This is a genomic window from Paraburkholderia fungorum, assembly GCF_900099835.1.
GTDB lineage: Bacteria > Pseudomonadota > Gammaproteobacteria > Burkholderiales > Burkholderiaceae > Paraburkholderia > Paraburkholderia fungorum_A.
In genome coordinates this window covers 952,422-978,657 of record NZ_FNKP01000003.1, presented here as the reverse complement: position 1 = coordinate 978,657, position 26,236 = coordinate 952,422, and the positions used below count along the sequence as shown (strand labels likewise).

General features: G+C 59.2%; 20 protein-coding genes. 11 read left to right on the top strand and 9 right to left on the bottom strand.

Annotation, left to right across the window (positions count from 1 at the left end; all coding sequences use genetic code 11):
- Nucleotides 1–559: 559 nt before the first annotated feature.
- Nucleotides 560–2,317 carry a M30 family zinc metallopeptidase gene (locus tag BLS41_RS33560; protein WP_074772156.1) on the top strand — a complete coding sequence of 586 codons (1,758 nt, stop codon included), beginning with the start codon at nt 560–562 and terminating at the stop codon, nt 2,315–2,317.
- A 427-nt stretch (nt 2,318–2,744) separates the two neighbouring features.
- Here BLS41_RS33560 and BLS41_RS38715 read toward each other — a convergent pair whose 3' ends face one another.
- From BLS41_RS38715 to BLS41_RS33540, 3 genes are all read right to left on the bottom strand, one after another.
- A complete protein-coding gene (locus BLS41_RS38715) occupies nt 2,745–3,116 on the bottom strand; it encodes a class I SAM-dependent methyltransferase (RefSeq protein WP_253189875.1) in 372 nt (123 codons plus the stop codon).
- Between the two features lie 109 nt (nt 3,117–3,225).
- Entirely contained in the window at nt 3,226–3,651 is a 426-nt protein-coding gene (locus tag BLS41_RS33545; protein ID WP_253189874.1) for an OsmC family protein, read from the bottom strand.
- A gap of 526 nt (nt 3,652–4,177) precedes the next feature.
- A complete protein-coding gene (locus BLS41_RS33540) occupies nt 4,178–4,567 on the bottom strand; it encodes a hypothetical protein (protein WP_074772147.1) in 390 nt (129 codons plus the stop codon).
- A gap of 516 nt (nt 4,568–5,083) precedes the next feature.
- On the opposite strand from BLS41_RS33540, the gene oxlT reads away from it, so the two are divergent.
- The 4 genes from oxlT (at nt 5,084) to BLS41_RS33520 (ending at nt 10,032) form a co-directional block, all read left to right on the top strand.
- Nucleotides 5,084–6,415 carry an oxalate/formate MFS antiporter gene (oxlT, locus tag BLS41_RS33535; RefSeq protein ID WP_074772145.1) on the top strand — a complete coding sequence of 444 codons (1,332 nt, stop codon included), beginning with the start codon at nt 5,084–5,086 and terminating at the stop codon, nt 6,413–6,415.
- A gap of 64 nt (nt 6,416–6,479) precedes the next feature.
- Complete coding sequence (gene oxc / locus BLS41_RS33530; protein ID WP_074772143.1) at nt 6,480–8,222, top strand: oxalyl-CoA decarboxylase; 1,743 nt, start codon at nt 6,480–6,482, stop codon at nt 8,220–8,222.
- 25 nt (nt 8,223–8,247) lie between these two features.
- The gene (gene frc, locus BLS41_RS33525; RefSeq protein ID WP_074772141.1) at nt 8,248–9,498 is read left to right on the top strand and encodes a formyl-CoA transferase; all 1,251 of its coding nucleotides are present in this window, start codon (nt 8,248–8,250) and stop codon (nt 9,496–9,498) included.
- A gap of 102 nt (nt 9,499–9,600) precedes the next feature.
- Nucleotides 9,601–10,032 (top strand): PAS domain-containing protein, encoded by a 432-nt coding sequence (locus BLS41_RS33520; protein WP_074772139.1) that lies wholly within the window; start codon nt 9,601–9,603, stop codon nt 10,030–10,032.
- Nucleotides 10,033–10,264: 232 nt separating this feature from the next.
- Here the strand turns inward: BLS41_RS33520 and BLS41_RS33515 are convergent, their stop codons facing one another.
- Nucleotides 10,265–10,570: a putative quinol monooxygenase gene (locus tag BLS41_RS33515; RefSeq protein WP_074772137.1), complete on the bottom strand. Its 306-nt coding sequence runs from the start codon at nt 10,568–10,570 to the stop codon at nt 10,265–10,267.
- Between the two features lie 210 nt (nt 10,571–10,780).
- Nucleotides 10,781–11,845 (bottom strand): DMT family transporter, encoded by a 1,065-nt coding sequence (locus BLS41_RS33510; protein WP_143026442.1) that lies wholly within the window; start codon nt 11,843–11,845, stop codon nt 10,781–10,783.
- Nucleotides 11,846–11,922: 77 nt separating this feature from the next.
- On the opposite strand from BLS41_RS33510, the gene BLS41_RS33505 reads away from it, so the two are divergent.
- On the top strand, nt 11,923–12,828 hold the full coding sequence (locus BLS41_RS33505; RefSeq protein WP_074772133.1) for a LysR family transcriptional regulator: 906 nt from the start codon (nt 11,923–11,925) through the stop codon (nt 12,826–12,828).
- A gap of 340 nt (nt 12,829–13,168) precedes the next feature.
- On the opposite strand, the gene BLS41_RS33500 is transcribed toward BLS41_RS33505, so the two are convergent.
- Nucleotides 13,169–13,954 carry an AraC family transcriptional regulator gene (locus BLS41_RS33500; protein WP_074772131.1) on the bottom strand — a complete coding sequence of 262 codons (786 nt, stop codon included), beginning with the start codon at nt 13,952–13,954 and terminating at the stop codon, nt 13,169–13,171.
- Between the two features lie 370 nt (nt 13,955–14,324).
- On the opposite strand from BLS41_RS33500, the gene BLS41_RS33495 reads away from it, so the two are divergent.
- The 5 genes from BLS41_RS33495 (at nt 14,325) to BLS41_RS33475 (ending at nt 22,266) form a co-directional block, all read left to right on the top strand.
- Entirely contained in the window at nt 14,325–16,580 is a 2,256-nt protein-coding gene (locus tag BLS41_RS33495; protein WP_074772129.1) for a TonB-dependent siderophore receptor, read from the top strand.
- Nucleotides 16,581–16,713: 133 nt separating this feature from the next.
- The gene (locus BLS41_RS33490) at nt 16,714–17,649 is read left to right on the top strand and encodes an ABC transporter substrate-binding protein (RefSeq protein ID WP_074772127.1); all 936 of its coding nucleotides are present in this window, start codon (nt 16,714–16,716) and stop codon (nt 17,647–17,649) included.
- An 8-nt stretch (nt 17,650–17,657) separates the two neighbouring features.
- Entirely contained in the window at nt 17,658–19,655 is a 1,998-nt protein-coding gene (gene fhuB / locus BLS41_RS33485; RefSeq protein WP_171910368.1) for a Fe(3+)-hydroxamate ABC transporter permease FhuB, read from the top strand.
- Nucleotides 19,652–20,488 (top strand): ABC transporter ATP-binding protein, encoded by an 837-nt coding sequence (locus BLS41_RS33480; protein WP_083380202.1) that lies wholly within the window; start codon nt 19,652–19,654, stop codon nt 20,486–20,488. Before fhuB ends, BLS41_RS33480 begins: the two co-directional genes overlap by 4 nt.
- A 59-nt stretch (nt 20,489–20,547) precedes the next feature.
- On the top strand, nt 20,548–22,266 hold the full coding sequence (locus BLS41_RS33475; RefSeq protein ID WP_074772123.1) for a cyclic peptide export ABC transporter: 1,719 nt from the start codon (nt 20,548–20,550) through the stop codon (nt 22,264–22,266).
- Between the two features lie 615 nt (nt 22,267–22,881).
- On the opposite strand, the gene BLS41_RS33470 is transcribed toward BLS41_RS33475, so the two are convergent.
- The 3 genes from BLS41_RS33470 to BLS41_RS33460 form a co-directional block, all read right to left on the bottom strand.
- Complete coding sequence (locus BLS41_RS33470; protein WP_074772122.1) at nt 22,882–23,868, bottom strand: hypothetical protein; 987 nt, start codon at nt 23,866–23,868, stop codon at nt 22,882–22,884.
- 62 nt (nt 23,869–23,930) lie between these two features.
- Nucleotides 23,931–24,608: a carbonic anhydrase gene (locus BLS41_RS33465; protein WP_074772120.1), complete on the bottom strand. Its 678-nt coding sequence runs from the start codon at nt 24,606–24,608 to the stop codon at nt 23,931–23,933.
- Between the two features lie 17 nt (nt 24,609–24,625).
- Nucleotides 24,626–25,939, bottom strand: coding sequence for a DUF2254 domain-containing protein (locus BLS41_RS33460; RefSeq protein WP_074772118.1), 1,314 nt, complete (start codon nt 25,937–25,939; stop codon nt 24,626–24,628).
- Between the last annotated feature and the right edge of the window lie 297 nt (nt 25,940–26,236).

Below are 26,236 nucleotides of genomic sequence, written 5' to 3'. Positions count from 1 at the left end.
AATCGAGTGTGGGCTCTAAAAAAACTACGCAGAAGATTTCATGGCATTCGCTCCGGCGCAGAGCCCGTGGCTTGCCCTATTCAGACCCATTCCCGCCTTCCAGCACTGACTCGCGCTAACGCAGGCAACCATGTTGCCCTAAAGATTGTCGCCACTCGTCCGTAATAATTGTTAAGGGTTTGCTGAAAATGCGCTCCGCCGCACGCGCGCGCATTGCCTGCACCTGACACCAGACATCGTTAAAAGCGTGCCGCGCCCGCAGAACTGTTCGTCTCAACAGCAATTAGAAAAGAGAACTTCCTGCAGTCTCTCAGCGCGGCAGCTTCACCTTCGCAAAGGACATTCGACACGACTTAAAACTCAGACTAATAAAGCAGAACACGGAAAGCTGACAATAAAGCTCACGTGCATCCGGGGATAACCTGACAAAGATTCAGGACATTCCAATAGACCACTCTTCGGGATCCGTTGTTCACATTGCCAGGGCGGCAAAGCGAGGATTTCCTGAAGACGGCAGAGACACTCACAAATCGGCAAAGAACCGATTACCGGGAAAAGTATGCGTAACCAGCGTTTTAATGCGGTATTTGCAGTCACCACGACAATCGCGCTCGCAGTGGCGCTCGCAGCTTGCGGTGGCGGCGGCAGTAGTGGCGACACATCGAATACCAATAAAACATCGACACCTTCGACGAACACCCCCGCCAGCACCACGACGAGCACAAACACGCCCACCACCCCCGTTACGGTCGCGACGACGCCGTCGACAGATGGTGTGCTGCATGCGGCCTGCACGAGCTGTGGCGCGACAGACGACCAGAGCTATTCGGGCAGCGGCGTCGGCATCTGGCAGGCTTCCAATACGACCACGCAGACTGACAGCGTGACCGTTGCGCTCAAGAATGTGACGGGCAAGAACGTGTCCCTCGTTTTCACCAACGAAGGAGCGATTCCGCAGGTCATACAGCCGGTTTCCGTGACCGAGAACATGCCTGGCGGCCCCAACACGAGCCTGGTGGCCAACGCGCAGCAGAGCGCAGCCAGCACAGCGGGATCGACGCAGATGAAGGCGATTCAGGCGTTCAACCAGAACGGCTGGACAAGCCTCACTACCCGCCAGTCCGGCCTCGCCGTACAACGCAACATGGTCAGCGCTGCGCCCTCACAAGACGTGGTCGTGGGCACGACCACACGGCCGTTCTGGCTGGCCGACGGCACCACCCGCGCAACGACGCTCGAGGCACAGTCGCAGACGGCCGACGGTACGACGGTCAACATCTGGGTCGAAACCAGCGAATACACGACCTCGAAGGTGACGCCGCAAATCGTCGCGCAGTTGATGCAGAAATACGCGGGTGCAAATGGTGTCTACGACGTCGACACGAGCATCGGCGGTCCGTTCTGGGGCGCGAACCAGCAAACCGGCACGATTCCTTCGACGGGCCAGCCTATCGACCTCGTGCTGGTGAACCTGACACCCGACGGACAACCCTACGGCCTGGTCGGTTATTACTACTCGCTCAATAACTTCACGAACCTGGGCACTGGTGTTACGTCGACCAGTAACGAGGACCTGTCGCTCTATCTGGACTCGGAAACGCTATATCTTGGCGGGGCCGCCGGCGTTCAGGCTATGCAGACGACCATGGCGCACGAGAGTCTGCATATGCAGAACTTTTACCGCCGCGGCATGCTGATGGGCCAACCGTACATGTACGCAACGTGGCTCGAAGAAATGACCGCCATGATGATGGAAGACTGGGCAAGCTTCAAACTCGACCCGACATACAACTCGGTGCGCGACAACCGCTTCCCGGAATATCAGACCTATAACAACCACGGTAGCAATCTGTGCGGGCTGACCACGTGGGACGCGATGGACATAGGATGCGACAGCTATTCGACCAATGGCTCGTTCGGCGGCTTCCTGAATCGGCAACTGGGCCTGAGTTTCTACAAGGCACTGCTGAACGATAAAAGCTCGACGGACTCGCTGACGATGCTCAACGACGCGATCAGTCAGTACCGCTCGGGATCGAGTGTTCAACAGGAGTTTCGTCACTTTGCAGCGGCTGCGGGTTCGAGAATTCCGCTCGGCGCGAACATTGCCGAGTATTCGTTCCCGGCTCGGACCGACAGTGGCTTCACGCTGCCCGCCGTCGACCCCTCGCTTGTTGCGCAATACTTTCCGGCGACGTCGCCGAGTGTGTTGCTGGGTCTCTCCAGCTTGCCGCTTTTCCGCTATCACGTGCTGGGCACGTATCAGGAGACGGTAGCAGTGCCTCCAGGGACGACGCTGACGGTTGTCGTTCAGTAAGTCTATTGAAGCTTCGACCTTGAGCCGCCTCGTCGCCGAGGCGGCTTTATTCATGCACTATTAAAGTAATGGCCCGTTAATCTATTGGGCCATACCGTCAGAAATTTATCCGAACCATCGTGCTGAAGAAAACTGCTTTCATCACCGCGTTGCTATCTGCCTGCACTGTTCTCGCGGGAAGCGTCCATCCGGGCGATACGATTGAGCTTCATGGCCGGCTCGTTTTGCGCGGCAACGAACCTTTCGTCTACGCGGTCGTTTACGACGATACGAGAGGCGTTTGGACGCTCAAAGGCATTAGCCGGAACGACGCTGCGAAGCTTCAGAACCTTAGGGTGAGAGTGACGGCAACGGTGACTTCCGGGGATCCTTCCGGGCCTGCGGCGCAGGTTCAGTCTGTTTTCGTTGACGAGTCCAGGTAGTCACTTTATTCCTGCGATATCGCGACTACTCTGACTGAGTTATTCAAAGCCAGGGTTTGCGGAGAAAGGTGGGATACGCATTTCCGATTTGCAGATTCATCGCTACTGAAGGCCTGATTTGATTGCAGATGCTTCATAGACTGGATGATGACGTCAGCGCCAAAGATATATGGGCCTTTGGCAACAGGATCCAGCGCGGGAAGCGCAGCGCGCCTGAAAACCAGCGACGGAAAGTCTGTTGCAGCTTGGGCTGGCATTTCCTCGGAGGCGTCGTAACCAACAGCGCGAAAGCCATGGTCATTGAGCCATGCGACGTTGCGGCCGGCGCAGCAACCGATGTCTGCGGTTTTGCCTCCCGGGGTGAAGTAACGCTGCAATAGCGCGTACAGGTCAGCCGGCAGGGGCTGGTTTCGCCGTTCAGCCGCGAAGCGGCTCGCGGCTGTCGACTATGTTTCGACGATCTGTTCGTCCACGGCAAATACCCGGTCAAGTCGTGATGATCTCGGCCGACCGAATCGTAATCGGCTTGCCAAGCGTGCACGCAACGGGCGACGTTCGCACTGCCTCGCTAACCAATGCCTCCTGTTCCGAAGACGGTACTGTCGCGAAGTACAACGACACATCAAATGCGGTTTGGCGGTCTTGCCGGTCAATGATCACTTGCACTGTGACGGCGGGAAGTGCGACGCCCGCCCGTTCGACAGCCATGTCGATTGACATGCAGATGCACGCCGCAAGCGCGCTTTCCAATAGTTCATGTGGTCGCATGCCCGCGTGTCCACCTTTACCTTCCTTCCGCGTATCCGAGAGCACAAGATCGTGCCCGTTACTCACCTGAACGCAATAAGGTTCGCCGAGTCGCGTTGCCGTGACCATGCGGGCCTCCTGTTGAGCAAAATTGGCAGTTTCCATTAATGCGCGTTGGTGAGGAAGGCAAGTGGCCATTCCGGTATGACTTGTGACAGGCTCCTTCACACTCGATGATCTGTGTGATTTCACTGCCGATCCGCGAAAACTGAGTCCCAACCTGCGCGGACAGGCAAAGGGCGGGTTGGCGTAGTCAAGCGGTCGGTCAGTAGCGTGAGCGTTTGCCCAGTCGATCGTCAGGTATCGGCCGGTGACAGTCCAATGCCGATTACATAGTTGCTCGGCAGACAATCGACTCGCGTCAGACCGGAGTCGCCCCCTGAACGGCCCTTCCAGTTTTTCAACAACGGCCGTTCAAACCGCGGCCAACTCAGGAAGCACTTCCCCTCCACAGCAGTTCATCCGCGAAGCCCATTAGTGCTTCGCCGGGCAATTACCTGCGCGTGAGAGCCTTCGATTCGAGGGCCAGCAGTATCACTGTCGATATCGCTTTCATGATCCGCTTCGCGGCGCTTGCAAAAAGCCCATAGCGGCCATGCCAATCCCCATGTAAGCCGCAGCGACGCGCAATCTACACGCCAACCAGCGCTGGCAACTCCAATTCATCCGATGCACGCCCGTACCGGCGGTTCACTTGCGGTAAAGGCATCACGTTGGCTGGATGCGTCGCACTGTCGACGCGCCCCTGAAAGCGAGACGGATAGCGGGCTTTTTTCCTGTCGAGGATCGCCACACTCAAAAACTCAGTGCTATACGCCTTCAGTAAGTGCGCATGATGCGCCTGGACGTACGCGGCGATCTGCTCATGTTCGTCGTGAATCGTTGCCAGCGACGTCAGCGTGCGCTCATCCCAACGGAAGCGCAGGCCGAGTTCTTCAAAAGCGGCGTTGTAGGCACAAAGTTGCGCCTCGACTTCAGCATCATGAGCGCTGTCGCGCGTATGAAATTGAGAGGTGTTCATCGTCGTCTCCTTCCGGCAAATGGCACGACCAAGAATAGAAGGGAGATTAGATAAACAATAATTAAAGTTTTTTGGAAAAATTATAGATCTTTACTTATACCTGTAATCTTCCGCCTCGCAATTTCAATGCGAAAAACCCTCGTTTTCGCGGCGCGCTACCCAGCAATTGAGCATCAGGAGAAGTCCGACTACGTCCAGCGATCAGAAAACACGGGCGCAGAGGCTCGCCGTCGGAAGCGGCGGACTCTGGTATTACGGATACCTAATGCAAACCATAAAATATTTTAACTTTCACTTATCGTCGTTCTCGCGCAGCATCCCCTCACACCCGCCGAACGTCCAATAGATTTCAGCCCCACTGTTGTTCGTTCGACGAGTAAGAGCTTTCGTTAGTGCGCTTTTCTCTGGCCGACCATTGGCGCTTCCTTGCTCGCAGACAAACCAGCGACGAAGCGATTCGATCACGTAAGTCCAACGCGCCGTTCGAGCGCGACGGAAAGTACAGGAGACGGAGACATGGGACATTCCAATGTGGCGGAGACTGGCCGGCCAGCGTTCTGGCATCAACGGTGGATACAACTCGCGATCGGCGTGGTGTGCATGGGACTGGTCGCGAACCTGCAATACGCGTGGACGTTATTCGTCGTTCCAATAGACAACGCTCATCACTGGGGACAAGCGGCGATTCAGACCGCATTCACCACCTTCGTCGTCACCGAAACCTGGCTCGTTCCCGTAGAAGGCTGGCTCGTCGACAAGTTCGGACCGCGCCCGGTGGTGATCGGCGGTGCGCTCTGCGCGGCTGTCGGCTGGATGATTAACGCTCATGCAGGCAGTCTTACTGAACTCTACATCGCGGCAGTCATTGCCGGTATCGGCGCGGGATGTGTGTACGGCACCTGCGTCGGGATGGCACTCAAATGGTTCCCGGACAAACGCGGTCTCGCAGCAGGGTTGACGGCGGCGGGCTTCGGCGCCGGCGCGGCGGTAACGGTGATTCCCATCGCCAACATGATCCAGCGTTCGGGCTACGAGTACACGTTCATGTTCTTCGGCATTTTCCAGGGCGTCTGCATCCTGCTGCTCGCCACCTTGCTGGTACGGCCTAAACCGCCTGCCTACGCGGTCGCGCCTAAACGTATTGTTGCAAGCAAGGTCGACTACACGTCCCGCGAGATGATCCGTTCGCCGCTGTTCTGGGTGCTCTATCTGATGTTCGTATTCGTCGCGGCCGGCGGCATCATTGCAACCGCTCAGCTAGGACCGATCGCGAAGGAATACGGCTTCGCCAGAATGCCGGTCAACCTGCTGGGCATCACGCTGCCGCTCCTCACGATGACGCTGTCCATCGACAATCTGTGCAACGGTTTCACTCGCCCTCTGTGCGGCTTTCTATCGGACCGCATTGGCCGTGAAAACACCATGTTCATGATCTTTCTCGGCGAAGGCGTCGCGCTGCTCGGACTGATGCAGTTCGGCCATAACCCGTACGCGTTCATGTTCTTCGCCGCCGCCATCTTCCTTTGTTGGGGCGAAATCTTCTCGATCTTCCCGGCGACCTGTGCGGACACGTTCGGCAGCAAATACGCCGCAGCGAATGCGGGGACGCTCTACACCGCGAAAGGGACTGCCGCGATGCTGGTGCCGGTTGCATCGGTGCTGTCTGCGAACGGTGGCTGGAACACCGTGTTTATCTCAGCGGCCGTGATATCGATCGCGGCCGCCGTCTCCGCGAAATTCATTCTCGCCCCTATGAGAAAGCGCTGGATCGAAAACTCAGGCGCGTCAGCCGGCGTAGCCATCACCGAGGCACGGTTGCAACCGTCGTCCGGCGGCTCGTCTGAATGAATGCCCCCGTGAGCCCGTCGCTCACGATCCAACTCATCACGCCCCGCTACCCAGGAGAGATGTCATGGCAGAAGCCGACCAGCTCACAACAGGCACTACGTCACAACAACAGGCGAGTGAAACGACCGATGGATTCCATCTCGTCATCGACGCGCTGAAACTGAACGACATCAATACCATCTTCGGACTGGTGGGCATTCCCATCACCGACCTCGCGCGGCTTGCACAAGCGGAGGGGATGCGTTTCATCGGCTTCCGTCATGAACAGCACGCAGGCAACGCGGCGGCGATTTCCGGCTACATCACGCAGAAGCCGGGCATCTGTCTGACCGTGTCGGCACCGGGCTTTCTCAACGGCTTGACAGCCCTCGCCAACGCGACCACGAACTGTTTCCCGATGATCCTGATCAGCGGGTCGAGCGAACGCGAAATCGTCGATCTGCAGCAGGGAGATTACGAAGAAATGGATCAATTGAACGCCGCCAGGCCTTACGCCAAGGCAGCGTACCGCGTGCTCCATGCGGAGGACATCGGCATCGGCGTGGCACGTGCGATCCGTGCAGCGGTCTCTGGCCGGCCGGGTGGCGTCTATCTGGACCTGCCGGCCAGGCTGCTCGCGCAAACGCTGGACACCGTCAAGGCGCAGCAGTCGCTGGTGAAAGTGGTCGACGCCGCGCCGCGTCAATTGCCCGCGCCGGAATCGGTCAAGCGTGCGCTTGACGTGCTGAAAAGCGCAAAACGTCCGCTGATTCTGCTAGGCAAGGGGGCCGCGTATGCCCAGGCTGACGCGGAAATCCGCGCCTTCGTCGAGCAAAGCGGCATTCCGTATCTGCCGATGTCGATGGCCAAGGGCTTGTTGCCCGACACGCACGAGCAATCCGCATCGGCAGCGCGTTCGTTTGTGCTGCAGGAAGCCGACGTTGTCGTTCTGATTGGCGCGCGTCTGAACTGGCTGCTGTCGCATGGCAAGGGCAACACGTGGGGCACGGCGCCAAAAAAGTTCGTGCAGGTCGATATCTCTCCGACTGAAATCGACAGCAATGTCGCGATTGCGGCGCCGGTAATCGGTGACATCGGCTCGTGCGTGGCGGCGCTTCGCGCCGGCCTCGATGAGAACTTCCCCAGGCCGGCGGGCGAATGGACCGGTGCGATCGCCGAGCGCAAGAGCCGGAATCTCACGAAGATGGCCGCGATGCTCGACAAGAACCCATCTCCGATGAATTTCCACAGTGCTTTGCGTGCGATTCGCGACGTGCTGAAGACCCGCCCGGACATCAACGTCGTCAACGAAGGCGCCAATACGCTCGACTACGCGCGCAGCATTATCGACATGGCCGAGCCGCGCAAGCGCTTTGATTCCGGCACGTGGGGAATCATGGGTATCGGGATGGGCTTCGCCATCGGCGCGGCGGTAACGACAGGCAAGCCGGTGGTCGCGATCGAAGGCGACAGCGCTTTCGGATTCAGCGGCATGGAACTCGAAACGATCTGTCGTTACGAGTTGCCGGTTTGCACGATCGTATTCAATAACAACGGTGTTTATCGCGGCACCGACGTGAACCCGACGGGCGGTAAGGACGTTGCGCCTACTGTGTTCGTGAAGGGTGCGCGCTACGACAGGATGATCGAGGCATTCGGCGGCATCGGCTACCACGCGAGCACGCCGGAAGAACTGACGAAGGCACTCGTCGAGGCAATCGCATCGGGCAAACCTAGCTTGATCAATGCAGTAATCGACGAAGCGGCCGGCACCGAAAGCGGCCGCCTGACGAATCTGAATCCGCAAAGCGCGGCAATGAAAAAGTAATTGTATTAACCAAGGAGATACCAACATGACCAAACCTCTCGAAGGCATCAAGATCATCGACTTCACTCATGTTCAGGCCGGTCCCGCGTGCACCCAGTTGCTCGCCTGGTTCGGTGCTGACGTGATCAAGGTCGAAAGGCCAGGGTCGGGCGACGTCACGCGCAGCCAATTGCGCGACATCCCGGATGCCGACGCGCTGTACTTCACGATGCTCAACAGCAACAAGAAGTCGCTGACACTCGACACGAAGAAGCCAGAAGGCAAGGAAGTGCTCGAAAAACTGATCCGCGAATCCGATGTTCTGGTCGAGAATTTCGGACCGGGTGCGTTGGACCGGATGGGTTTTTCGTGGGAGCGTCTGAACGAACTCAACCCCAAGATGATCGTCGCCTCGGTGAAGGGTTTCAGCGACGGTCACCACTACGACGACCTCAAGGTCTACGAAAACGTTGCGCAATGCGCAGGGGGAGCGGCCTCCACCACCGGCTTCTGGGACGGTCCGCCGACAATCAGCGCCGCGGCGCTTGGCGACAGCAACACAGGCATGCATCTCGCGATCGGCATTCTGACTGCACTGCTCGGGCGCGACAAAACAGGCAAGGGCCAGAAGGTCGCTGTATCGATGCAGGACAGCGTGCTGAACCTGTGCCGTGTGAAGCTCCGCGATCAGCAGCGACTGGAGCGAGTGGGATATCTCGAAGAATATCCGCAATATCCGCACGGTGAGTTCGGCGATGTAGTGCCGCGCGGCGGTAATGCGGGCGGCGGTGGGCAGCCGGGCTGGGTGCTCAAATGCAAGGGCTGGGAAACGGATTCGAATGCCTACATCTATTTCACGATCCAGGGCCATGCATGGGAGCCGATCTGCAAAGCGCTCGGCAAGACAGAGTGGATCGATGACCCGGCCTATAAAACCGCTGAGGCGCGTCAACCGCATATCTTTGAGATCTTCAAAACCATCGAAGCGTGGCTCGCCGACAAGACCAAATTCGAAGCGGTCGACATCTTGCGCAAATTCGACATTCCATGTGCGCCAGTGCTGACGATGAAGGAACTGGCCAACGATCCTTCATTGCGGGCGAGCGGTACGATCGTCGAAGTACCGCACAAGAAACGCGGCTCGTATCTGACCGTCGGCAGCCCGATCAAATTCTCGGACATGAAGCCGGAGGTCACGGCATCTCCTCTGCTCGGGGAGCATACCGACGAAGTGCTGGCGGGCCTTGGTTACAGCAACCAGGAGATCTTCAATCTGCGCGAAGTCAAAGCGGTTTGACGGCGCCACGCAGACCGGTGAATCTGGCTCTGACGTGAAGATGAGGCGCCTCCGACGGCGCCGCATTTTGTCCAAATCCGCATTTTTCCCTGGAGGAGCGCCGTGCAAACTCCCATCGACTTCCAGCAACTTGCCAACGCAATCGGCGACGCGATCATCATCTCCGATGCCGGCGGCAGCATCACCTTCTGGAACCCCGCAGCCGAACGGATGTTCGGCTTTACGCAAAGCGAGGCGTTCGGCAATTCACTGGACCTGATCATTCCGGAACGCTTGCGCGGCCGACACTGGGACGGCTATCACAAGACCATGGCAACGGGCGAAACCCGTTACGGCAATGATGTTCTGCGTGTCCCCGCCGTGCATAAGGACGGACGGTCAATGTCGATCGCCTTTACAGTTGCATTGCTGCATTCGCCGCAAAATGAACTCAACGGTATCGTCGCAGTGATTCGCGATGAAACCGCCCGTTTCAAAGAGGATCGCTTGTTGCGCCAGCGTCTTGCGGAGCTGGAAGCATCCGCGGGCGCGTGAGCGGTGGGATGACAGCGCAGTCCCCGTTGCCGTCTACGGCCGGGGCGGCAGCATTGGGCTACGCTGGTGCATTTTTACGGATCGTCGGCGATCGTGGGAAGGTCGTCGAATGACCGGTGATGGCCGCGGGCACGGTCCCATACTGACTCGTCAAGCGTTTCGCCACCCATCAACTTACGTGCGGCTCAGAGTCCGTCGGGATCGCCGCCGTTTGGTCACACGCAACGGCGTTTCATTCCGGTGCAGCCGAATAAGGGTGGGCCGCGATACGCGTCGGCGGCTCAGCCAGAAGTTCCAGAATCTCGTCCCGGAGTTCGTCAGCTAGCGGGCTATTCTCATAGTAATCCTTTGCCTCTTCAGATGTGAATACCTCGATGTTCCAAAGCACATCAGGGTCGTCATCCTCACGCAGAATGATAAAGCGATTGGATGCACCTGACTTAGCCATGCCGGCGGTAGCAAGTTCGAACAGCTTGTCCCCGCTTCCGGGCTTGGCGCGCATTCTGATGATGTAGGCTGGCTGGTTCTGCAGGCGCATGGTCGCTCTCACTCTTTGCAACGTTCTGAAGGGTGTCGATGTTATGTCACCTTGGGGCTTCGAGACTGGGGCCACGTGGCTTCCGCGAAATGTCGACGATTTGGTTGCCAGTTTCGGACGAGCGCTCGTGGCTGGCTAGCGCCATATGCGATGGGCAAATCTCGACCCGCAGCGTATATAAGCCATTGCCGCACGACCGACCGCTTTTGGTCAATCCTTGCGCATTCGTTCGACCTGCAACTGTGTGGTGTGTAGCCGCGATTTTCGGCGTATATCTGAGCGCAGATAGAAATTGTTCAGGACGATTGCCGACGCCGTACAAGCGACGCCGACGATTTGCGCGCTCACCGGCACTACGCCCTCACATGCTGAAATAGCGAAGGCCGTTGCCGGTATCACGTCCATGAAGAGAACGCCATTAACGGGCGTCACGATTCTCACACCCAAATTCCAGCACAACACGCCGATAACGCCCGGAACACAGGCGGTGTACAGGAGGTAAGGCGACACTCTTTCCAACTGCGAAACATCTGGAGGAGCAACGCTCCCAGCAGCGAAGAGGACGACGTTAATGGCTAGCAGGCTGAGCACGCCAAAAAGCGTCGTGAGCGTCGTATAGCGATACGGCGACCAGCCATTGAAGAACGTACTACCAATCGTGTATATCACCCAGCACAGCGCGCCTGCGACGATGATCGACGCTGCGCCAAGATGCTCCGCGGACTTCGCCGCGTCATTGATGGCACCCTTTGTCACGACCAGCAACACACCCGTCAACGACAGCAGAATGAAACAGAACGAGAGCGGCCGGGGCGGAATGCGCCGGATTGCCCAGTTCGCGAGCAAACTCAGCATCGGCTGGGTCGCCATCATCACGGATGCAATCAGCGCCCCTTCAACTCCAGCCATGCGTTGCCCGATGAACACCAGCAAACCGAAGCCGGCGAATCCGAGCGTACCCATGAGCCACGTGAGCAGACCGCGCCCCTCTATGGAAAAGGCCTGCCTGCCCTCGCGTCGCCACAGGAGGGCGGCAAAAAACACAGCGGCAATGCCGAATCGCAGAGTCGTGAAAGTGAAAGGGTCGAGAATGCGCAGAGCTTCTGTCATGACGGGGAACAGGCTGCCCCATGACACCGTGGCGAGAAGGCACAAAATCACGCCTTTCCCGAAACCAGCTTTCGCCATCATATGTGTCGTGACTTCTGCGCTTGACTTCACGTTTGCTTCCTCGTGGTTGAGATACGAGAAATTGTGATGACGGGGTTGATGCACAGTCCATTCACTTGTTTGGAAACCCGGTTTCGCATTTTCAATAAAGCAACAGCGCAAGCCTGGTGCAAAATCACGTCATGGAGCTATATCAACTCAAGGCGTTCGTCGCCGTCTCGCAAGAAGGCAGCCTCACCAGGGCGGCCGAACGACTCTATCTAAGCGTTCCCGCGGCAAGCGCGCAGATCAAAGCTCTTGAAGAGGAGCTAGGCGTCCAGTTGTTTGAGCGAACGCCCAAAGGAATGTTCGTCACGGCGACCGGGCGCAAACTGCTCGCCGAAGCCGAGCAAACTCTCCAGGCAGCCAGCCGCGTGAAACGTGTCGCTGCCGAAGAACGAGGGCAATTGTCGGCCGAACTCAGGGTGGGGACTTTGAGCGACTCGGTACCGTTGCGAGTCGGTGACGCGCTGCTCGCGCTTGGATTGCGTCATCCGAACATTCGGGTGACGCTTCACCAGGCCGTGTCGGGCGAGGTAGTGGAACGCGTCCGCGGCGGTGAGCTGGACGGCGGTTTCACACTGGCCGACATTTGTGCGCCCACTCTGTCGGTTGACCGGTTGAGCGAAATCGATCTTGTCGTCGCTTTGCCACCAAGTTTCGCGTCGCAAGTCTATGACCTAAGCCTGGCGGATATCGCTCGCCTGCCATGGATCGTGAGCGTGCCCGAGTGCGCGCTCCACTCCGCCGCGCTCGATCTGTTTCGGGATACGGGCCACGTACCCGACGCGCGATACGTGGCAGACAGCGACGGCGTGTTGCGCAGCATGATCAGCAGCGGGATCGGTGCCGGCATTCTTCGTCGCACCGAGGCGACGGCCGGAGCGCTAGCCGGCGAATTGGCAATCTGGCCACATTGGATGGGAAAAAGCTGGTTGTCCTGGATACAAGGTGCGGCCAACGCCTGCCCGGCCGCTGCAGCACTGCGAGAAACTGTTCTGGAAAGCTGGCGAGCTTCCTCCACCGATCAGTCCGGTGCCGAGCTTTAAACGGCCAGTACCCCAAAGTGCTGCAAGCGGCCGCTCTTGAACGACACTTGCCCAACGCGGCGGACCGTCATCGAGCAACAATTGTCATTCAACACAATAACGCTTGATGTTAGCAACTTGACTATAACGGTCACTCGCAGGGGTACGTCTGCGGACATGTTTGCCCACTACAGTTGCCGCAGCGCGGTCGCTATCCACCGATCTTTTTCGCGCGCCGTTTTATGCACCCTAAAAAACACAAATTTTTATTCGTATCCGGTGGAGTGGTAACTAAACCCGGCTATCAATCCACCGCCACAAGTCAGTGACAAATCGATGCCTTCATCGCGAGCAGCTCGACTTACTTAGGCACAAGATAATGCTGAGGAGAGTCCCCAGTCGCTTGCCGGAACATGGCGATAAAAGCGCTGGATGTACTGTAGCCAAGGTCGGTTGCCACTTTCGCGACAGTCTGCCCGTTCGCAAGCCGGGTGATGGCCTCCGCGACCCTCAACTGCCGCTGCCACAGACCATACGTCAGCCCAGTTTCCTCGCGAAAACGGTTCGCTAGCGTGCGCCCGGTGGCGCCGAATTTCTCGCCCCACACATCGAGCGATTGATTGCTGGCTGGATCGTTCAGCAAGTGCGCGCAGATTTCCAGCAGACGCTCGTCGCGGGGGAGCGGAATTCCGCTTTCGGGCAGCGCAGGCTGCTCAGCGAGGATTTCAAGTAGTAACGATGCAGCACGAGCCGCGCGACTGTCCGGACTGTACTCTCCCCCGCCCTCACTCACCAGAATTGCCAACTCGCGCAATAGCGGGGTAATTGCAATGATGGTCGGCTTTGTCCAGGACCATGGGAACAACTCAGGTTCGATATATACATTGCAAAGCTCGGACTTTCCCACTGCGTGCAATTCGTGGTCGACATAGGACGGAAGCCAGATCGCACGCGACGGCGGCAACGTCCACGTGCGTGTCGGCGTCAGCATCCGCACGACACCGCGAATCGAAAACGCCAACTGGCCGTAGGAATGCTGATGCCAGACCGAAACGTCCTTATGTTCATAGCGGGAAACCGCAGCAAATACGGGCCGCGAGATGCGCTCCCGGCTTCTTGGATACTGCCTTACAAGGAACTCTTTCACGGTTTATTCCGCTTGGCCGACAAAATTCGCTATGGTAGCTCAAAATGGAATAAATGCTTCGAAAACTCACTACTTCATTTCAACCTATCGGGACCGCGAGCCGCTATCCTCTCGTACGGTCGCCAAGGCGCCATGGTCGCCTCAATAGTTAATGGTTCTCATTACATATCTGTGCGCCAATCATGGTGTCAAGTCGGCATAGCGTACGAAGGCGGCTTGAGGCCTTCTCCGTCGTCATGCGAGGTAGCGGGGCGTCGGGGCTGAGCCCATCGATAAAAACAAGATTGTTCCTACAAACAAAGCTCGTTTCAGTGGAGGGTCGTCGCAATGAGCCGACTCATTTTGATATTGAAAATCTGTAGGACGGGGAATGAAAAACAGGAAAGTTGGGCAATCGCGGGGCAATAAGGGCAGGCGGTATGGGCTGACGGCGAGCGCGCTCGCGGCAGGCATCGCGTTCACGGCAGCAGCTCACGCGCAATCGGGTGATACGTCGACCACGCCAGCCTCGCAGGCGGCACAGCCAGCGGCGGCAACATCGGCTCAGGCTTCGGCCGCCCCTACCCTGCCGGCCATCAAAGTGAGCGCGGATCAGGACAAGCTCGCGCAGGCGGTCAATCCGGCGACCACGGTCGGTTCGAAAATCCCGTTGAGTCAGCGCGAAATCCCGCAGTCAGTCACGGTGATTCCCCAGGAGCAGATCCAGCAGCAAAGCATGCGCACGCTCGACGACGCGATGACCTATGCGCCCGGCGTCACCGTCTTTCATGGCGACTCCGACCGGTCGAACTATTACGCTCGCGGATTCCCGATCGACACCTGGCTGCTGGATGGCGTGCCGACCACGCAGAACCTGGCATCGATTGCCCCCAGCCTCGTGATGTATGACCGCGTCGAGGTGCTGACCGGTCCGGATGGCCTGCTGAACGGTTTCGGCAGTCCCGGCGGCTCGATCAACCTGGTGCGCAAGCGCGCGCCGTCGACGTTCAGCGCCAACGCGGAACTCTATGGCGGTACCAGTAGCCATCTGGGTGCGGATGTCGATATTGGCGGTCCCATCAATGCAGCGGGAACCTTGCGCGGCCGGGTCGTGGCCAGCGAAAATTATCAGGACCTGTTGCAGGACTCGACCTGGCAGCGCAACAAATCGGTGTACGGCACGCTCGAAGCGGACCTCACGCGCGACACGACGGTTCGGGTCGGCGCGAGTTACGACCGGACCGACAAGAAAGCGTCCTGGAACGGCGATCCGGTCTATGACAACTACTCGCCCGTGCCAGTGTCCCGTTCTGCCTATTTCGGTGCGCCATGGAATCACGCCTCGTCGGATATCGTCACGGCATTCGCCGGCGTCGAGCAAAAGCTCGGCGGCGGCTGGAAAGCGAATCTCGACTTCAACTATCTCGAGAACCGCTACTCGCTGATCAACGAGACCTTGCTCACCACTGTCAGTCCGGACAACCAGGTGACGTTCAGTTCGGACAAGTTCAGGTTCGACGATCAACAGGAGTCGATCAACCTGATGGCGAACGGGCCGTTCACGCTGTTCGGACGCGAGCACCATTTGACGGTCGGCGCCAGTTATGAAAGAGAGAGCCTGAAGCAGACCAATTACTATTGTGGCGACAGCGACAACGCGCTGCTCGGCAGCTCGGGGAATTTCTGCGAGTTCACCGGCAGCCTCTATTCGGATCTCTCCGCCGAGCCGGCATTCGATGGTCCTGTCTATGGACGCACCACGGTGACGAATCAGTATGGTCTCTATGGCAACGCGCGCATCAGCCTGCTCGATCCGTTGACGCTGGTGCTCGGTCTGCGCGGAACGTGGTGGAACGAAACCTACACGCCCAACGCATCGGAGAATCCGTTTGGCGATACCGTCACGCATAGCAGCATTACGGGCAAGATCACGCCTTACGCGGGGCTGATCTACGACATCGACGATCACCACTCGGTCTACGCGAGCTACACGTCGATCTTCGTCCCGCAAACGGAAACGGATGCATCGGGAAACATTATCAAGCCGATCGAAGGCGAACAATATGAAGTCGGCGTGAAGGGTGACTATATGCACGGTCGCCTGAACACTTCGCTGGCCCTGTTCCAGTTGACGGAGAGAAACCGCGGCATGGCTGATCCGCGTTACCCGGATCAAGGTTTCTATATCGCAACGGGCAAGGCGCGCAGCCGTGGCGTCGAAATGACGGCAACCGGCTATGTCACGCCGAACTGGTCGGTATTCGCGGGGTACACCTATACGGATACCTATTACATGGACTCCAGCTCCAACCCCGACTACATCGGTTTCTCGGCCATTTCACCAAAGCATCTGCTGAAGCTGTGGACCAACTATCGTCTGCCGGGCGAGTTCAACAAGTTCTCGGTAGGCGGCGGGACGATGGTGTCGAGTGGCATTAGCGCGACGGACGGTACGGGAACGGTTGCCCAGGGCGGACACGCAACGGTGGATCTGCGGCTTGGCTATCAGATCAACAAGAACCTGTCCGCGGCGATCAACGTGACGAATCTTTTCGACCGCCGCTATTACGAATCCATCGCGAGTACCGGGAGTCTTTTCTACGGCGATCGCCGCCAGGTGTTGTTTACTTTGCGGGCCGCCCTGTGATGCAAGCTTGAGTCCAGGGCAGCGTGGATGTACTGGCTGAACCCGTCGTATCGCTTTGCCCTGCCTGATGCGCAACCAGGCAGGGCTTTTCTGCTTGATTGACTGCATGGCGTGAGTGGACATCGAATCGTAGATGAAGTGCATCAATGAAATGGGAGTCCTGAAATTGACGAGGCGCGATGTATTGCGCGCGCTGATGCTGTCGGCGGCATCACCTGGCGTCTGGGCTATGCCGCCGGCACGGCCGGCCGCTGCGGGCATTCGTGTCGCGACGCCCGACCGGATCGGCACCGAGACGTTGCTGTCGCTCGGCGTCTCGCCGGTAGCGGTCGGCTCGCAGGGAATTTATGCCGCTATCGGTGGAACGCCGGCGCTACCGCCTGGCGTGATGGATGTGGGCTACCCTTTCGAGCCCAATCTGGAGATACTCCGCGAGCTTCGGCCCGAGCTGATCGTTATCGAAGCAATGAGCGCGAGTCTTAAGGGCGTACTCGAACAGGTCGCGCCAGTGTTGGTGATGGAGATTTACACCGGCAGCGGCCGTGCGGATTTTGTCGAACACGCCAGCGCAGAGATGTTTCGCGTGGCGCAGCGTATCGGACGAATCGACGCCGCGCGGAAGTACCGGCAATGGACAGACAAGCGCCTCGAAACTATCCGCGACCGGATGCGTGGCGACGCGAAGCGACCCGTGCTGATCGCACAACTCGATCCGTCGGGACGAAGCATTCTGCTGTATGCGCGTAACAGCGTGTCCAGTGACGTGTTGCAGCGGATCGGCTTCGAGAATGCGTGGACGGGGCACACGAACGCCTACGGTTGCGCGCAGATCGGACTTGATCGTCTGGCGACCGTGCCCGAGGCCGACCTGCTGTTTATCGACTACGGCGAACAGACTCAGGCCGCTATGGCGCAACTGTCACAAAGCCCAATCTGGACCCGCCTACCGATGGTGCGCGAGCGCCGCGTCTATCCGATCGCGCTTTTCGACCCGATGGGCGCATTGCCGACAGCGGTCCAGTTCGCCGAGCACTTTCAGGCTGCGATGCTCGCACGGGGGCACGCATGATGAGCGCTATGACTGGAAGCCGATACGCTGCTGCGCGCTTGCTACGACCCGCTTATGTCGTCCTGATTCTGATGACGCTCGCCGCGTGGGTCGCAGCCGCCGATCTTGCGCGTAACGTACCTGTCGCGCAGTGGGCCACGCTGTTCGCGTTTAAAGAGGCAGACGACCTGCGCGTGCTGACAGCGCAGTATTCGTTCCTCCCGCGCTGCGTCGTCTGCCTGATCGGCGGCGGCATGCTCGGGCTGGCCGGCGCGATCCTTCAGCACGTGCTGCGCAATCCGCTCGCCGACCCGACGACGCTGGGCGTATCGGCAGGGGCTAGCCTGTCGCTCGTCATCGTCTCGCTGTGGTTTCCCGCGCTGCTCGTCCATGGACAGGAAGGGGTGGCGCTGATCGGTGCACTGACGGGTCTCGGTATCGTGATGTCGATTGCGTGGCGGCACGCGTTCTCGTCGATCGGCGTCATCCTGGGCGGATTGCTGGTCACGCTGACGGCGGGCGCAGCCACTTCCGTGCTGATGCTGTTCTTCGGCGAAGACCTCGTGTCCGTTTTCCTCTGGCAAAGCGGCAGTCTGTACCAGAGCGGCTGGACGACAGCCGCCCATCTCCTCAAGGAGTGGATGGTGGGCGTCCTCGTCGTGGCTTTGATCAGCCGTCCTCTCGCCGTACTGGAACTGGGAGACGAAAGCGCGCGCAGCATCGGACTATCGCCCCGCCTGATTCGCGTGGCGGCGCTGGTAGTAGCGTCTGCGCTGGCTGGCGCTGTCGTGAGTTCGGTCGGGATGATCGGCTTCGTCGGCCTGACCGGACCGTGGCTTGCGCGGCTCAGCGGCGCGAGGAGATTGCGGCAGCGACTGGTCTGGGCGTCCCTCGTCTCGGCCGCGCTGCTCTGGCTGGCCGATGGCTGCGTGCAAATGTGGAGCACGCCCGGCAATGAACTTCCGACTGGCTCGGTGACGGCTCTCATCGGCGCGCCGCTGCTGCTTGTCATGATGCGTAGCCTGCGTGAAACCGCGCCGTCGTCGGCCGGCCCAATGCCGTCGTCGCGCATCGTGCGGCGGCACGGCGGAATCTGGGCCATCGCGGGCGTCGGCACGCTGATCGCGCTGATCGTGACGGCTGCGTCGTTCAATCGCAGCGTGAGCGGCTGGGGCTGGGACACCTGGTCACACGTCCGCTTCATGTTTCCTTTGCGCGGTCCGCGGATCGGTGGGGCAGCAGCGGCGGGCGGCCTGCTGGGTCTCGCAGGCGTGCTGATGCAGCGCATGACTGGCAATCCGATGGCGAGCCCGGAGATCATCGGTGTGTCGTCCGGCGCGTCGCTCGGCATGATCGTGCTGATGTTCGTCATGCCAGGCTCCGCTCAAGGAATGCAGATTGCCGCCGCCAGTTGCGGCGCAGCGCTGGCGACTGCCGCCGTGTTCGCGGTGGCCTGGCGTCGCGCGCTGTCGCCCGAACGGCTGCTGCTGACCGGCGTGATGACAACGACCGTGCTCGGCGGCATCGTGTCCGTGCTGATGGCAAGCGGCGATCCCCGTACCTTGTTTCTCACTGCATGGATGTCCGGCTCGACCTATCCCGTGCAGGCGCAGGCCGCGTTGCTTGCGCTGGCCCTGCTTCTGTTTGTCGCTGCGTCGATTCCGTTTATCGCGCGGCCCATGGACATACTGATGGTGGGCGAGCCGGCGGCGCTTTCCGTTGGCGTCGATGTCCGCCGCTACCGGGCATGGATGCTCGCGCTATGTGCAGTCACGACCGGCGCGGCCACGGTGATCGTCGGCCCCATTTCGTTTATCGGCCTGATGGCGCCACACATGGCAAGGATGGCCGGTTTCAGACACAGCGCGACCCAGGCATGGGGCGCGGCGCTGCTCGGCTCCGCATTACTGGTTCTCGCCGACTGGCTGGGCCGGAACCTGCTGTTTCCGAACCAGGTGCCGGCGGGACTGCTGGCCATGTTTGTCGGCGGTCCCTATTTCCTGATCCTCTTATGGAAGCAGAAATGATCTCCGCTGCCTATGATCTTCCGCTCGACGCCGACGTTGAGCGCCGCTTGCCCACGGACCACGCCGTATTCGCGCTCGATAATGTCGGGTTCTCAATACAAGGGCGTCCGCTGGTCGAGAGGCTTTCGTTGTCGTTGTATGCGCGGCGCGTGACGGGACTGATTGGACACAACGGATCGGGCAAGTCCACGCTGGTCCGGATGCTGGCCCGGCAACTGCGTCCCACGCACGGCGCGATCCATTTCTGTGGACGCCCGCTGGAAAACTGGTCCATCCGTGAGCTCGCACGTAGGCTCGCGTATCTTCCGCAAACACCGCCTCCCGCAGGCGGGATGCTGGTTCGCGAGCTGGTCGCGTTTGGCCGGTATCCGTGGCGTGGGCCGTTAGGCCGGTTTAGCGTGACAGACTGGAACAAAGTGGACGACGCGATGCACGCCACCGATGTCTGCCGTTTCGCCGATCAGCAGGTGGACACGCTGTCCGGCGGCGAGCGGCAGCGCGTCTGGCTCGCGATGCTGATCGCTCAGGATGCCGAGTGCCTGCTGCTGGACGAGCCGACCTCGGCGCTGGACGTGGCGCATCAGGTCGACGTGCTGTCCCTCATCAGGACACTCGCGACGGAACGCGGGCTCGGCGTGATCGTGGTGCTGCACGATATCAACATGGCCGCGCGCTACTGTGACGAACTCGTCGCCCTGCGCAACGGGCGGCTGATTGCACAAGGCACGCCTCAGCAAATCGTCACGGCCGGGCAGTTGCACACCATTTATGGCGTCACGATGGGCGTGATGCCGCACCCGGACACCGGCGAGCCATTGAGTTTCGTCCGCTAAGACCGCCGGGGCCGCGTCGACACTTCATACCAATCACAAAAAAATCGTCAGGAATCTCGATGAGAGAAGATCAGGCTTCAATGCCGTCCCCCAGCTTTGCAAGCGAGACATTCCGGCTGCTGCGTCCGTTCTGGCCCATCATGCTGCTGGCGACCACGCTCGGCGTGGTCGGCGGACTCTGCACCGCATGGCTGCTGGCTGTCGTCAATGACGGCCTGCACGCGCCAGGCGTCATCAGCCCCAAAATGATCGCGACGTACGCGGGCCTGTGCGTCGTCACGCTGTCGTGCAATGCTACCGCCGGCATCGTGAACAGCATGATCGGACAGAAGATCATCGCCGCGCTGCGCAAGGACATCTCGGCGCGGATCGTCTGCGCGCCCATCGCCGCGATCGAGCGCTACCGTATCCACCGGCTGCTCTCCACGCTCAACAGCGATGTCGAAACAGTCAGCGCAGTGACGTTCAGTTTTCCCAGCTATGCCGTCGCTTTCGCGGTCACGCTCGGCTGTGTCGTCTACATGATCGCGCTGTCGCCCGTGCTATCCACTCTCGCGGCGGCGGCGATTATTGCGGGCACGCTGATCAACCAGTACGCAATCACGAAATGGCAGCAGCACTACAAGGGCGTGCGCACCGCACAGGATGAACTCCAGAAGCAATACCAGGCGATCACGGAAGGTGCGAAGGAACTGCGACTTAACCGCGAGCGCCGCCTGAGCGTGTATGGCGCGCGTCTTTCTGGCGCCGCCGACCGGGTCGCCGATCTGAAGATTCGCGCAATGCGTCTGTTTTATGGCGCCAACTCCACAAGCGCGACGCTGTTTTTTATCGTCATCGGACTAATCCTTTTGTGTCAGCAGCGACTCGGGTCGCCGGCCAGCGTGGTCAGCGGCTTCGTGATCGTGCTGTTGTACGTGCGCGGGCCGGTCGAAGTCCTCGCAGGCAGTCTGCCGCTGTTGAGTCAGGCGAAAATCTCCTTTCAGCGCGTCGCCGAATTGAGTGCGCAGTTCACCAACCGCGAGACACGTCTGCTGGAAAGCACCGCGGCCAAACCACTGCCCGAGATCCGGACAATCGAACTGGACGGCGCGACGTGGGCCTTTCCGCAAGCCGAGGGACAACCCCTTTTTCAACTGGGGCCGCTGGATCTGCAAATCCAAAAAGGCGAGACGCTGTTTGTGATCGGCGAGAACGGCAGCGGCAAGACTACGCTAATCAAGCTGCTTCTGGGCCTGTATGCGCCCGAACAGGGTCAGTTGCTTCTGAACGGTGAGCCGGTGCAGGCCGACGCGATGGATGACTACCGGCAGCTTTTCTCAGCCGTGTTTTCCGACTATTACCTGTTCGATGATCTGGTCGTGCAAGACCCGGCCTTGCTGGCGCGCGCCTCGACGTACCTCGAACAGTTCGAGATTGCTCACAAGGTTCAGATCAAGGATAAGGCGTTCTCGACCGTCGATCTGTCGACTGGGCAGCGCAAGCGTCTTGCGCTTATTCACGCGATGCTGGAACAACGGCCTGTCATGATGTTCGATGAATGGGCCGCCGATCAGGACCCGACCTTCCGGCGCGTGTTTTATACCGAGTTCCTGCCGGAGTTGAAAAGGCAAGGCAAGACGCTAATTGTTGTGTCTCACGATGACCGCTACTTTGATATGGCGGACAGGCTAATTCGCCTCGAAAACGGGAGAATTGCGCAGCTGCCTGAAGCGCCATTGCACTCTTATGCAGATCGCGCCGGGCGTGGCGGCAGGTGGGCTGATGTCGGCGAATAACATCTAACCCCTTTTGCATTTTATGAGGCCGGGTTGGTATGGCGGTATTTCAGCGCTAATCGGCGATCTGGTGACATACAAGGTCTCGGAAACTTATATTTTGAGTTCCAACACTGGCACCGCAAGTCTCGTATCGCATGAGCCGCCCTCGCTCGCACATCAACTTTCCAGCCGCTAATATCATGCGACGTCCGATTGAGAACTCAAAGCGGATGTCTGAATGTCGATTCATGCCGAATGCTGAGCGGCCGCTGATGGCTGAACGTTGCCCGGCGCGGCGGCCCATCATCGACCCGCGACTGCCGTTCGACTCGCTTTAGAAACTATGACTGGTCGCGAGAGCGGAACGGCCATTCGTCCGGCACCTTGCCTGACAAGTTGTCCTGAGGTTTTCTCGCATGCGCTGCCAAGCGCTTGCGAACCTTCGGACACAGGCTGGCGTCGAACAAGTCTCAAAAGGCGTCGCCGCTTGCTCAGTCTGTAGGCCGATACGTATTCGGTGGTCGGGGCAACACGTTAAGGCTTTTGGAGTATTCCCCGCCTTGCGAAGTAACGGCCAGGCGCTACGATGTGGTACCCGAAAACCGGCCTATGAACACTGACTGTGCGAAAGAGCTAGAAACTCATCGCAAAGCCAAATGACACGCCATGCACGTTATGCCCGAACACGTATCGAACCATCGCGCGCGTACGCGTGATGATAATGGGGTACTTGCTGCTATCGAGTTCAAGTCCGACTCCCAACGACATCAGGTCGTTAAACCCCAGCACGCCAGCACTGTCGCCAAAATAGTGTGAATACGCGGCTTCCAGCACATAGCGGACTGGCCGGTCCAGCGCGTGCCAGCCGGTAGGCGCTCTCCAGCGTGTCCACAGGCTCACTTGCTGTGCCATCGCCGATCCCTGAACTGCCTCCGATGAACCGCCGAAGCTGCGCAGATAGATATCGGTGGCCCGCAATTCGGCATCGATTTCGTAGTTTTCGCGGTAGTGCTCGTAGTCGAGCATTAGTGAGCCACCGTATCCGTACGCGTCCAGTGAGCCATTCTCCAGGAACTGCAGGTTGCTATCGGTGACGTGATTGAAGAGTGTCTGTCCCACCTTCAGATCGCTCGAGACCCGTCCAATCGTACCGTTCAGGATCGGACGGAATACCAGTTCATCCGTGATCCGGAAATCCCAGCCGACGCCCACCGTGCCGCTGAACGTGTTCCATTTTGTCGGGACCTCGCGCTGCTGGGCGCCGTCCGTAGCGACAAAGATCGGATCGTAACGGCTGTAGGCGAGCGTGCCCTCCAGGTACAGCGGGAAGGATCGACTGATAGTGAAGCCCCCGCCAAACTGCGACTGACCGAAACCGGGATTGCCGGTGGTGCCACTATTGACCGACAGGTTACTGGTCGTAACGTCGGGGACTGTCGTGTAGGTCATGATCGCGAGCACGGCGTTGGCATGCTGCTTCACGTTGCCGCCGACCACAGTATTGCTGGTCAATGGGACCGGCTCGGTCTGCGCATTCGACAGGCAAGGCAGCGCGGCGAACGCCAGAGCGGCACACACCCAGGATGCGCGGCGGGCCCAGCGTACGCGGAGCGCAGGCATGATGGCATCTTGTGCATCCTCAACCCGAGAATGCGTTTTATGTACCGGAGCTTCGGTCACCTTCACCGCGCCCGCGCGGCAAGCCGCGCAATGATCCCATCCGCCATCGCGCGGTCGATGATTTCGAATGAGCGACTCGCGCGCAGGTAGGCATACATGTCGCCAGTTGCGATGTCGAACCACCAGCCACTCAATACCAGCGCCCCGGCGGTGACCTGCCGACGCACAATGGGATAGGTCATGAGATGCTCGAGTTGCACAAGTACGTTGAGTTGCGACAATTGATCGTGCGGTTTCAACCTGCCATCGAGTGGACCTTCCTGTTCGAGGCGAAATGCTGCGTTGCTGGCGTGCGACAGCCATCTATCCAGGTTCGGCGTTTTCAGCTTGGCTTTGCGTGTAGAGACGGCTTTCATCGCACCACACTCGGAATGCCCGCATACAACAATATTCGCGACTTTCAACACCAGCAATGCGTACTCGATCGCGCTTGCCTCAGAGAAGTCTCCGGTAGAAACCCCCTCCGCAGTCGCCGGCGGAATCAGGTTGCCGACGTTACGCATCGTGAACAGATCGCCCGGATGGGTCGAGGCAAGCAGATCAGGGACAACCCGGCTGTCCGCGCACGTGATGAAGAGCGCGTCAGGCGCTTGCGAGAGTGCCAGTTTGCTGAACTGTTTCGCGTATTGCGGCAGCATTTTCTCGCGGAATTCGACGATGCCCATAATGAGTTTGCGCATGGCTTGCTCCCAGAAAGCTAGTTGTTTGCCGTCGAGACCGCGGAACCTCCCAGCCCTTGGGAGTCGGGAATGCGGGCCAACGCCAGGTCCTCCGGGAACGGATGCTTCGAGGTAATCGCACGATCGAGCAGCGCCAACTCGGCACGCAATGCGTCGTGGCGATGCTCCGGCAGGCTCTGGATGAGGTTCTCGATCGCTGCGCGCATACGCCGCGCGATCTGGATGCTGCCCGCGCCGCACTGTCGTATCTCGCGGAAACTTATGTGCACGAAGTCTTCCCAATTCGGCGTCCGTAAGATCACGCGCACCCGTCCCGCCCCATCCATTATTTCTTCGGTGTGCAAAGACCGTTTGCCCACCATGCGCAATAGCCGGTGCAACTGGTCGATTGCAAGCACTGCAGTGGTGGGATCGTTGATCGCTGCCGATAGCGCTTTCAGTGCAATATCCACCAGAATGCGAAACGCGAACATGGGATCCTGCTCCATCGTGCGTTCCGTTCCAAAAGCGACTAGCGTGCGCAGCCTGATCTCGTCGATTGCGCCGGAGTTCCCGTACAGGTAAAACAAGGGCTCGTCCACCGCGACAAAATCACCGACCTGCGGCACGAATTCGATAACTACGTCAGCACGCTGCGCTCGGGCCACGAGCCTTTCCAGATTCACGGCCAGAACGATGCGGGATTTGCCCCGCTGGAGAACAATGCGATCAGGTGCGCCTCGCTCTTTGTCATGTTCCGTCGAGGTTGCTACGCCCGTAGCCGGGGCGGGGTAAACATGCTCGATGGCCGTGATGCCTTGCTCTCCAACGCGAGCCACCAGGCTGACGGGCCGCAGGAATTTCGCGGCGTAGTCAATGAGGAACAGGAAAGCGACGACGGACGCAAATCCGAATAGCGCCGTAATAAACACCTGAAGCTGATGTACCTCGCTCTCACCCATCCAGCTCTGCGTTCTGTCGGCGAACAGCAGTGTGAAGACGAATAGTCCCGAGATGCTACGGATGGTGTTATCGCGCAGCAGTGTCGTCGCGATGATTCGCGGAGTGTACTGGCCGCCGGCGACCTGGATTGCGACGAGCAGTGAACCGAACGTAAATACCAGAAACGCCATGTCGGCAGAAACGATATCACCGAGCAGCGACCGCGCCCCGGTCATGGACAACCCAAGAAATCCGGTTTTCGGATCAAGGGTTCCCTGGCTGATCATCCACCTTCCCACCACTTCAGTCACAGGCTTCACAACGGCATAGATCACGACTGCAATGACCGGCACAGTCCACAGCGAAGACCTTAAGTAGCTCTTCAAACTGTACCAACGGTTCCAGTCCATGCCGGCATTCTCCCTACGATTCATATTGCAGCGGACACCCACGACATTCGCGGTTCGCCAGCCGACAGCCAGACGGGGCTAGCCGGAGACGCGCACCTCTATCCCTGCCTCACGGCATCCTTCGGTCGTCGGCTTGATGGCCCGTCGGTGTTCAGACCACCTCCGCCGGGAGTTCCAGACTCTTTCTTTTCCGCAATGCAGGATCTGCCGGCAGGCGAACTCTCTCAACACAATATGATCTCCGGAGTTCTGGCAGGTCAATGAGACCTTAGGCCGATACCAAACGCCACACAAACC

What these genes read in the sequence shown, in the direction of transcription:
- BLS41_RS33465 (WP_074772120.1), bottom strand. Translation starts at nt 24,608, where the DNA reads ATGCGCAAACTCATTATGGGCATCGTCGAATTCCGCGAGAAAATGCTG.
- BLS41_RS33490 (WP_074772127.1), top strand. Translation starts at nt 16,714, where the DNA reads ATGAAGTGCATCAATGAAATGGGAGTCCTGAAATTGACGAGGCGCGAT.
- fhuB (WP_171910368.1), top strand. Translation starts at nt 17,658, where the DNA reads ATGACTGGAAGCCGATACGCTGCTGCGCGCTTGCTACGACCCGCTTAT.
- oxlT (WP_074772145.1), top strand. Translation starts at nt 5,084, where the DNA reads ATGGGACATTCCAATGTGGCGGAGACTGGCCGGCCAGCGTTCTGGCAT.
- oxc (WP_074772143.1), top strand. Translation starts at nt 6,480, where the DNA reads ATGGCAGAAGCCGACCAGCTCACAACAGGCACTACGTCACAACAACAG.
- BLS41_RS33515 (WP_074772137.1), bottom strand. Translation starts at nt 10,570, where the DNA reads ATGCGCCTGCAGAACCAGCCAGCCTACATCATCAGAATGCGCGCCAAG.
- BLS41_RS33475 (WP_074772123.1), top strand. Translation starts at nt 20,548, where the DNA reads ATGAGAGAAGATCAGGCTTCAATGCCGTCCCCCAGCTTTGCAAGCGAG.
- BLS41_RS33470 (WP_074772122.1), bottom strand. Translation starts at nt 23,868, where the DNA reads ATGCCTGCGCTCCGCGTACGCTGGGCCCGCCGCGCATCCTGGGTGTGT.
- BLS41_RS33480 (WP_083380202.1), top strand. Translation starts at nt 19,652, where the DNA reads ATGATCTCCGCTGCCTATGATCTTCCGCTCGACGCCGACGTTGAGCGC.
- BLS41_RS33505 (WP_074772133.1), top strand. Translation starts at nt 11,923, where the DNA reads ATGGAGCTATATCAACTCAAGGCGTTCGTCGCCGTCTCGCAAGAAGGC.
- BLS41_RS33540 (WP_074772147.1), bottom strand. Translation starts at nt 4,567, where the DNA reads ATGAACACCTCTCAATTTCATACGCGCGACAGCGCTCATGATGCTGAA.
- BLS41_RS33560 (WP_074772156.1), top strand. Translation starts at nt 560, where the DNA reads ATGCGTAACCAGCGTTTTAATGCGGTATTTGCAGTCACCACGACAATC.
- frc (WP_074772141.1), top strand. Translation starts at nt 8,248, where the DNA reads ATGACCAAACCTCTCGAAGGCATCAAGATCATCGACTTCACTCATGTT.
- BLS41_RS33545 (WP_253189874.1), bottom strand. Translation starts at nt 3,651, where the DNA reads ATGGAAACTGCCAATTTTGCTCAACAGGAGGCCCGCATGGTCACGGCA.
- BLS41_RS33495 (WP_074772129.1), top strand. Translation starts at nt 14,325, where the DNA reads ATGAAAAACAGGAAAGTTGGGCAATCGCGGGGCAATAAGGGCAGGCGG.
- BLS41_RS33460 (WP_074772118.1), bottom strand. Translation starts at nt 25,939, where the DNA reads ATGGACTGGAACCGTTGGTACAGTTTGAAGAGCTACTTAAGGTCTTCG.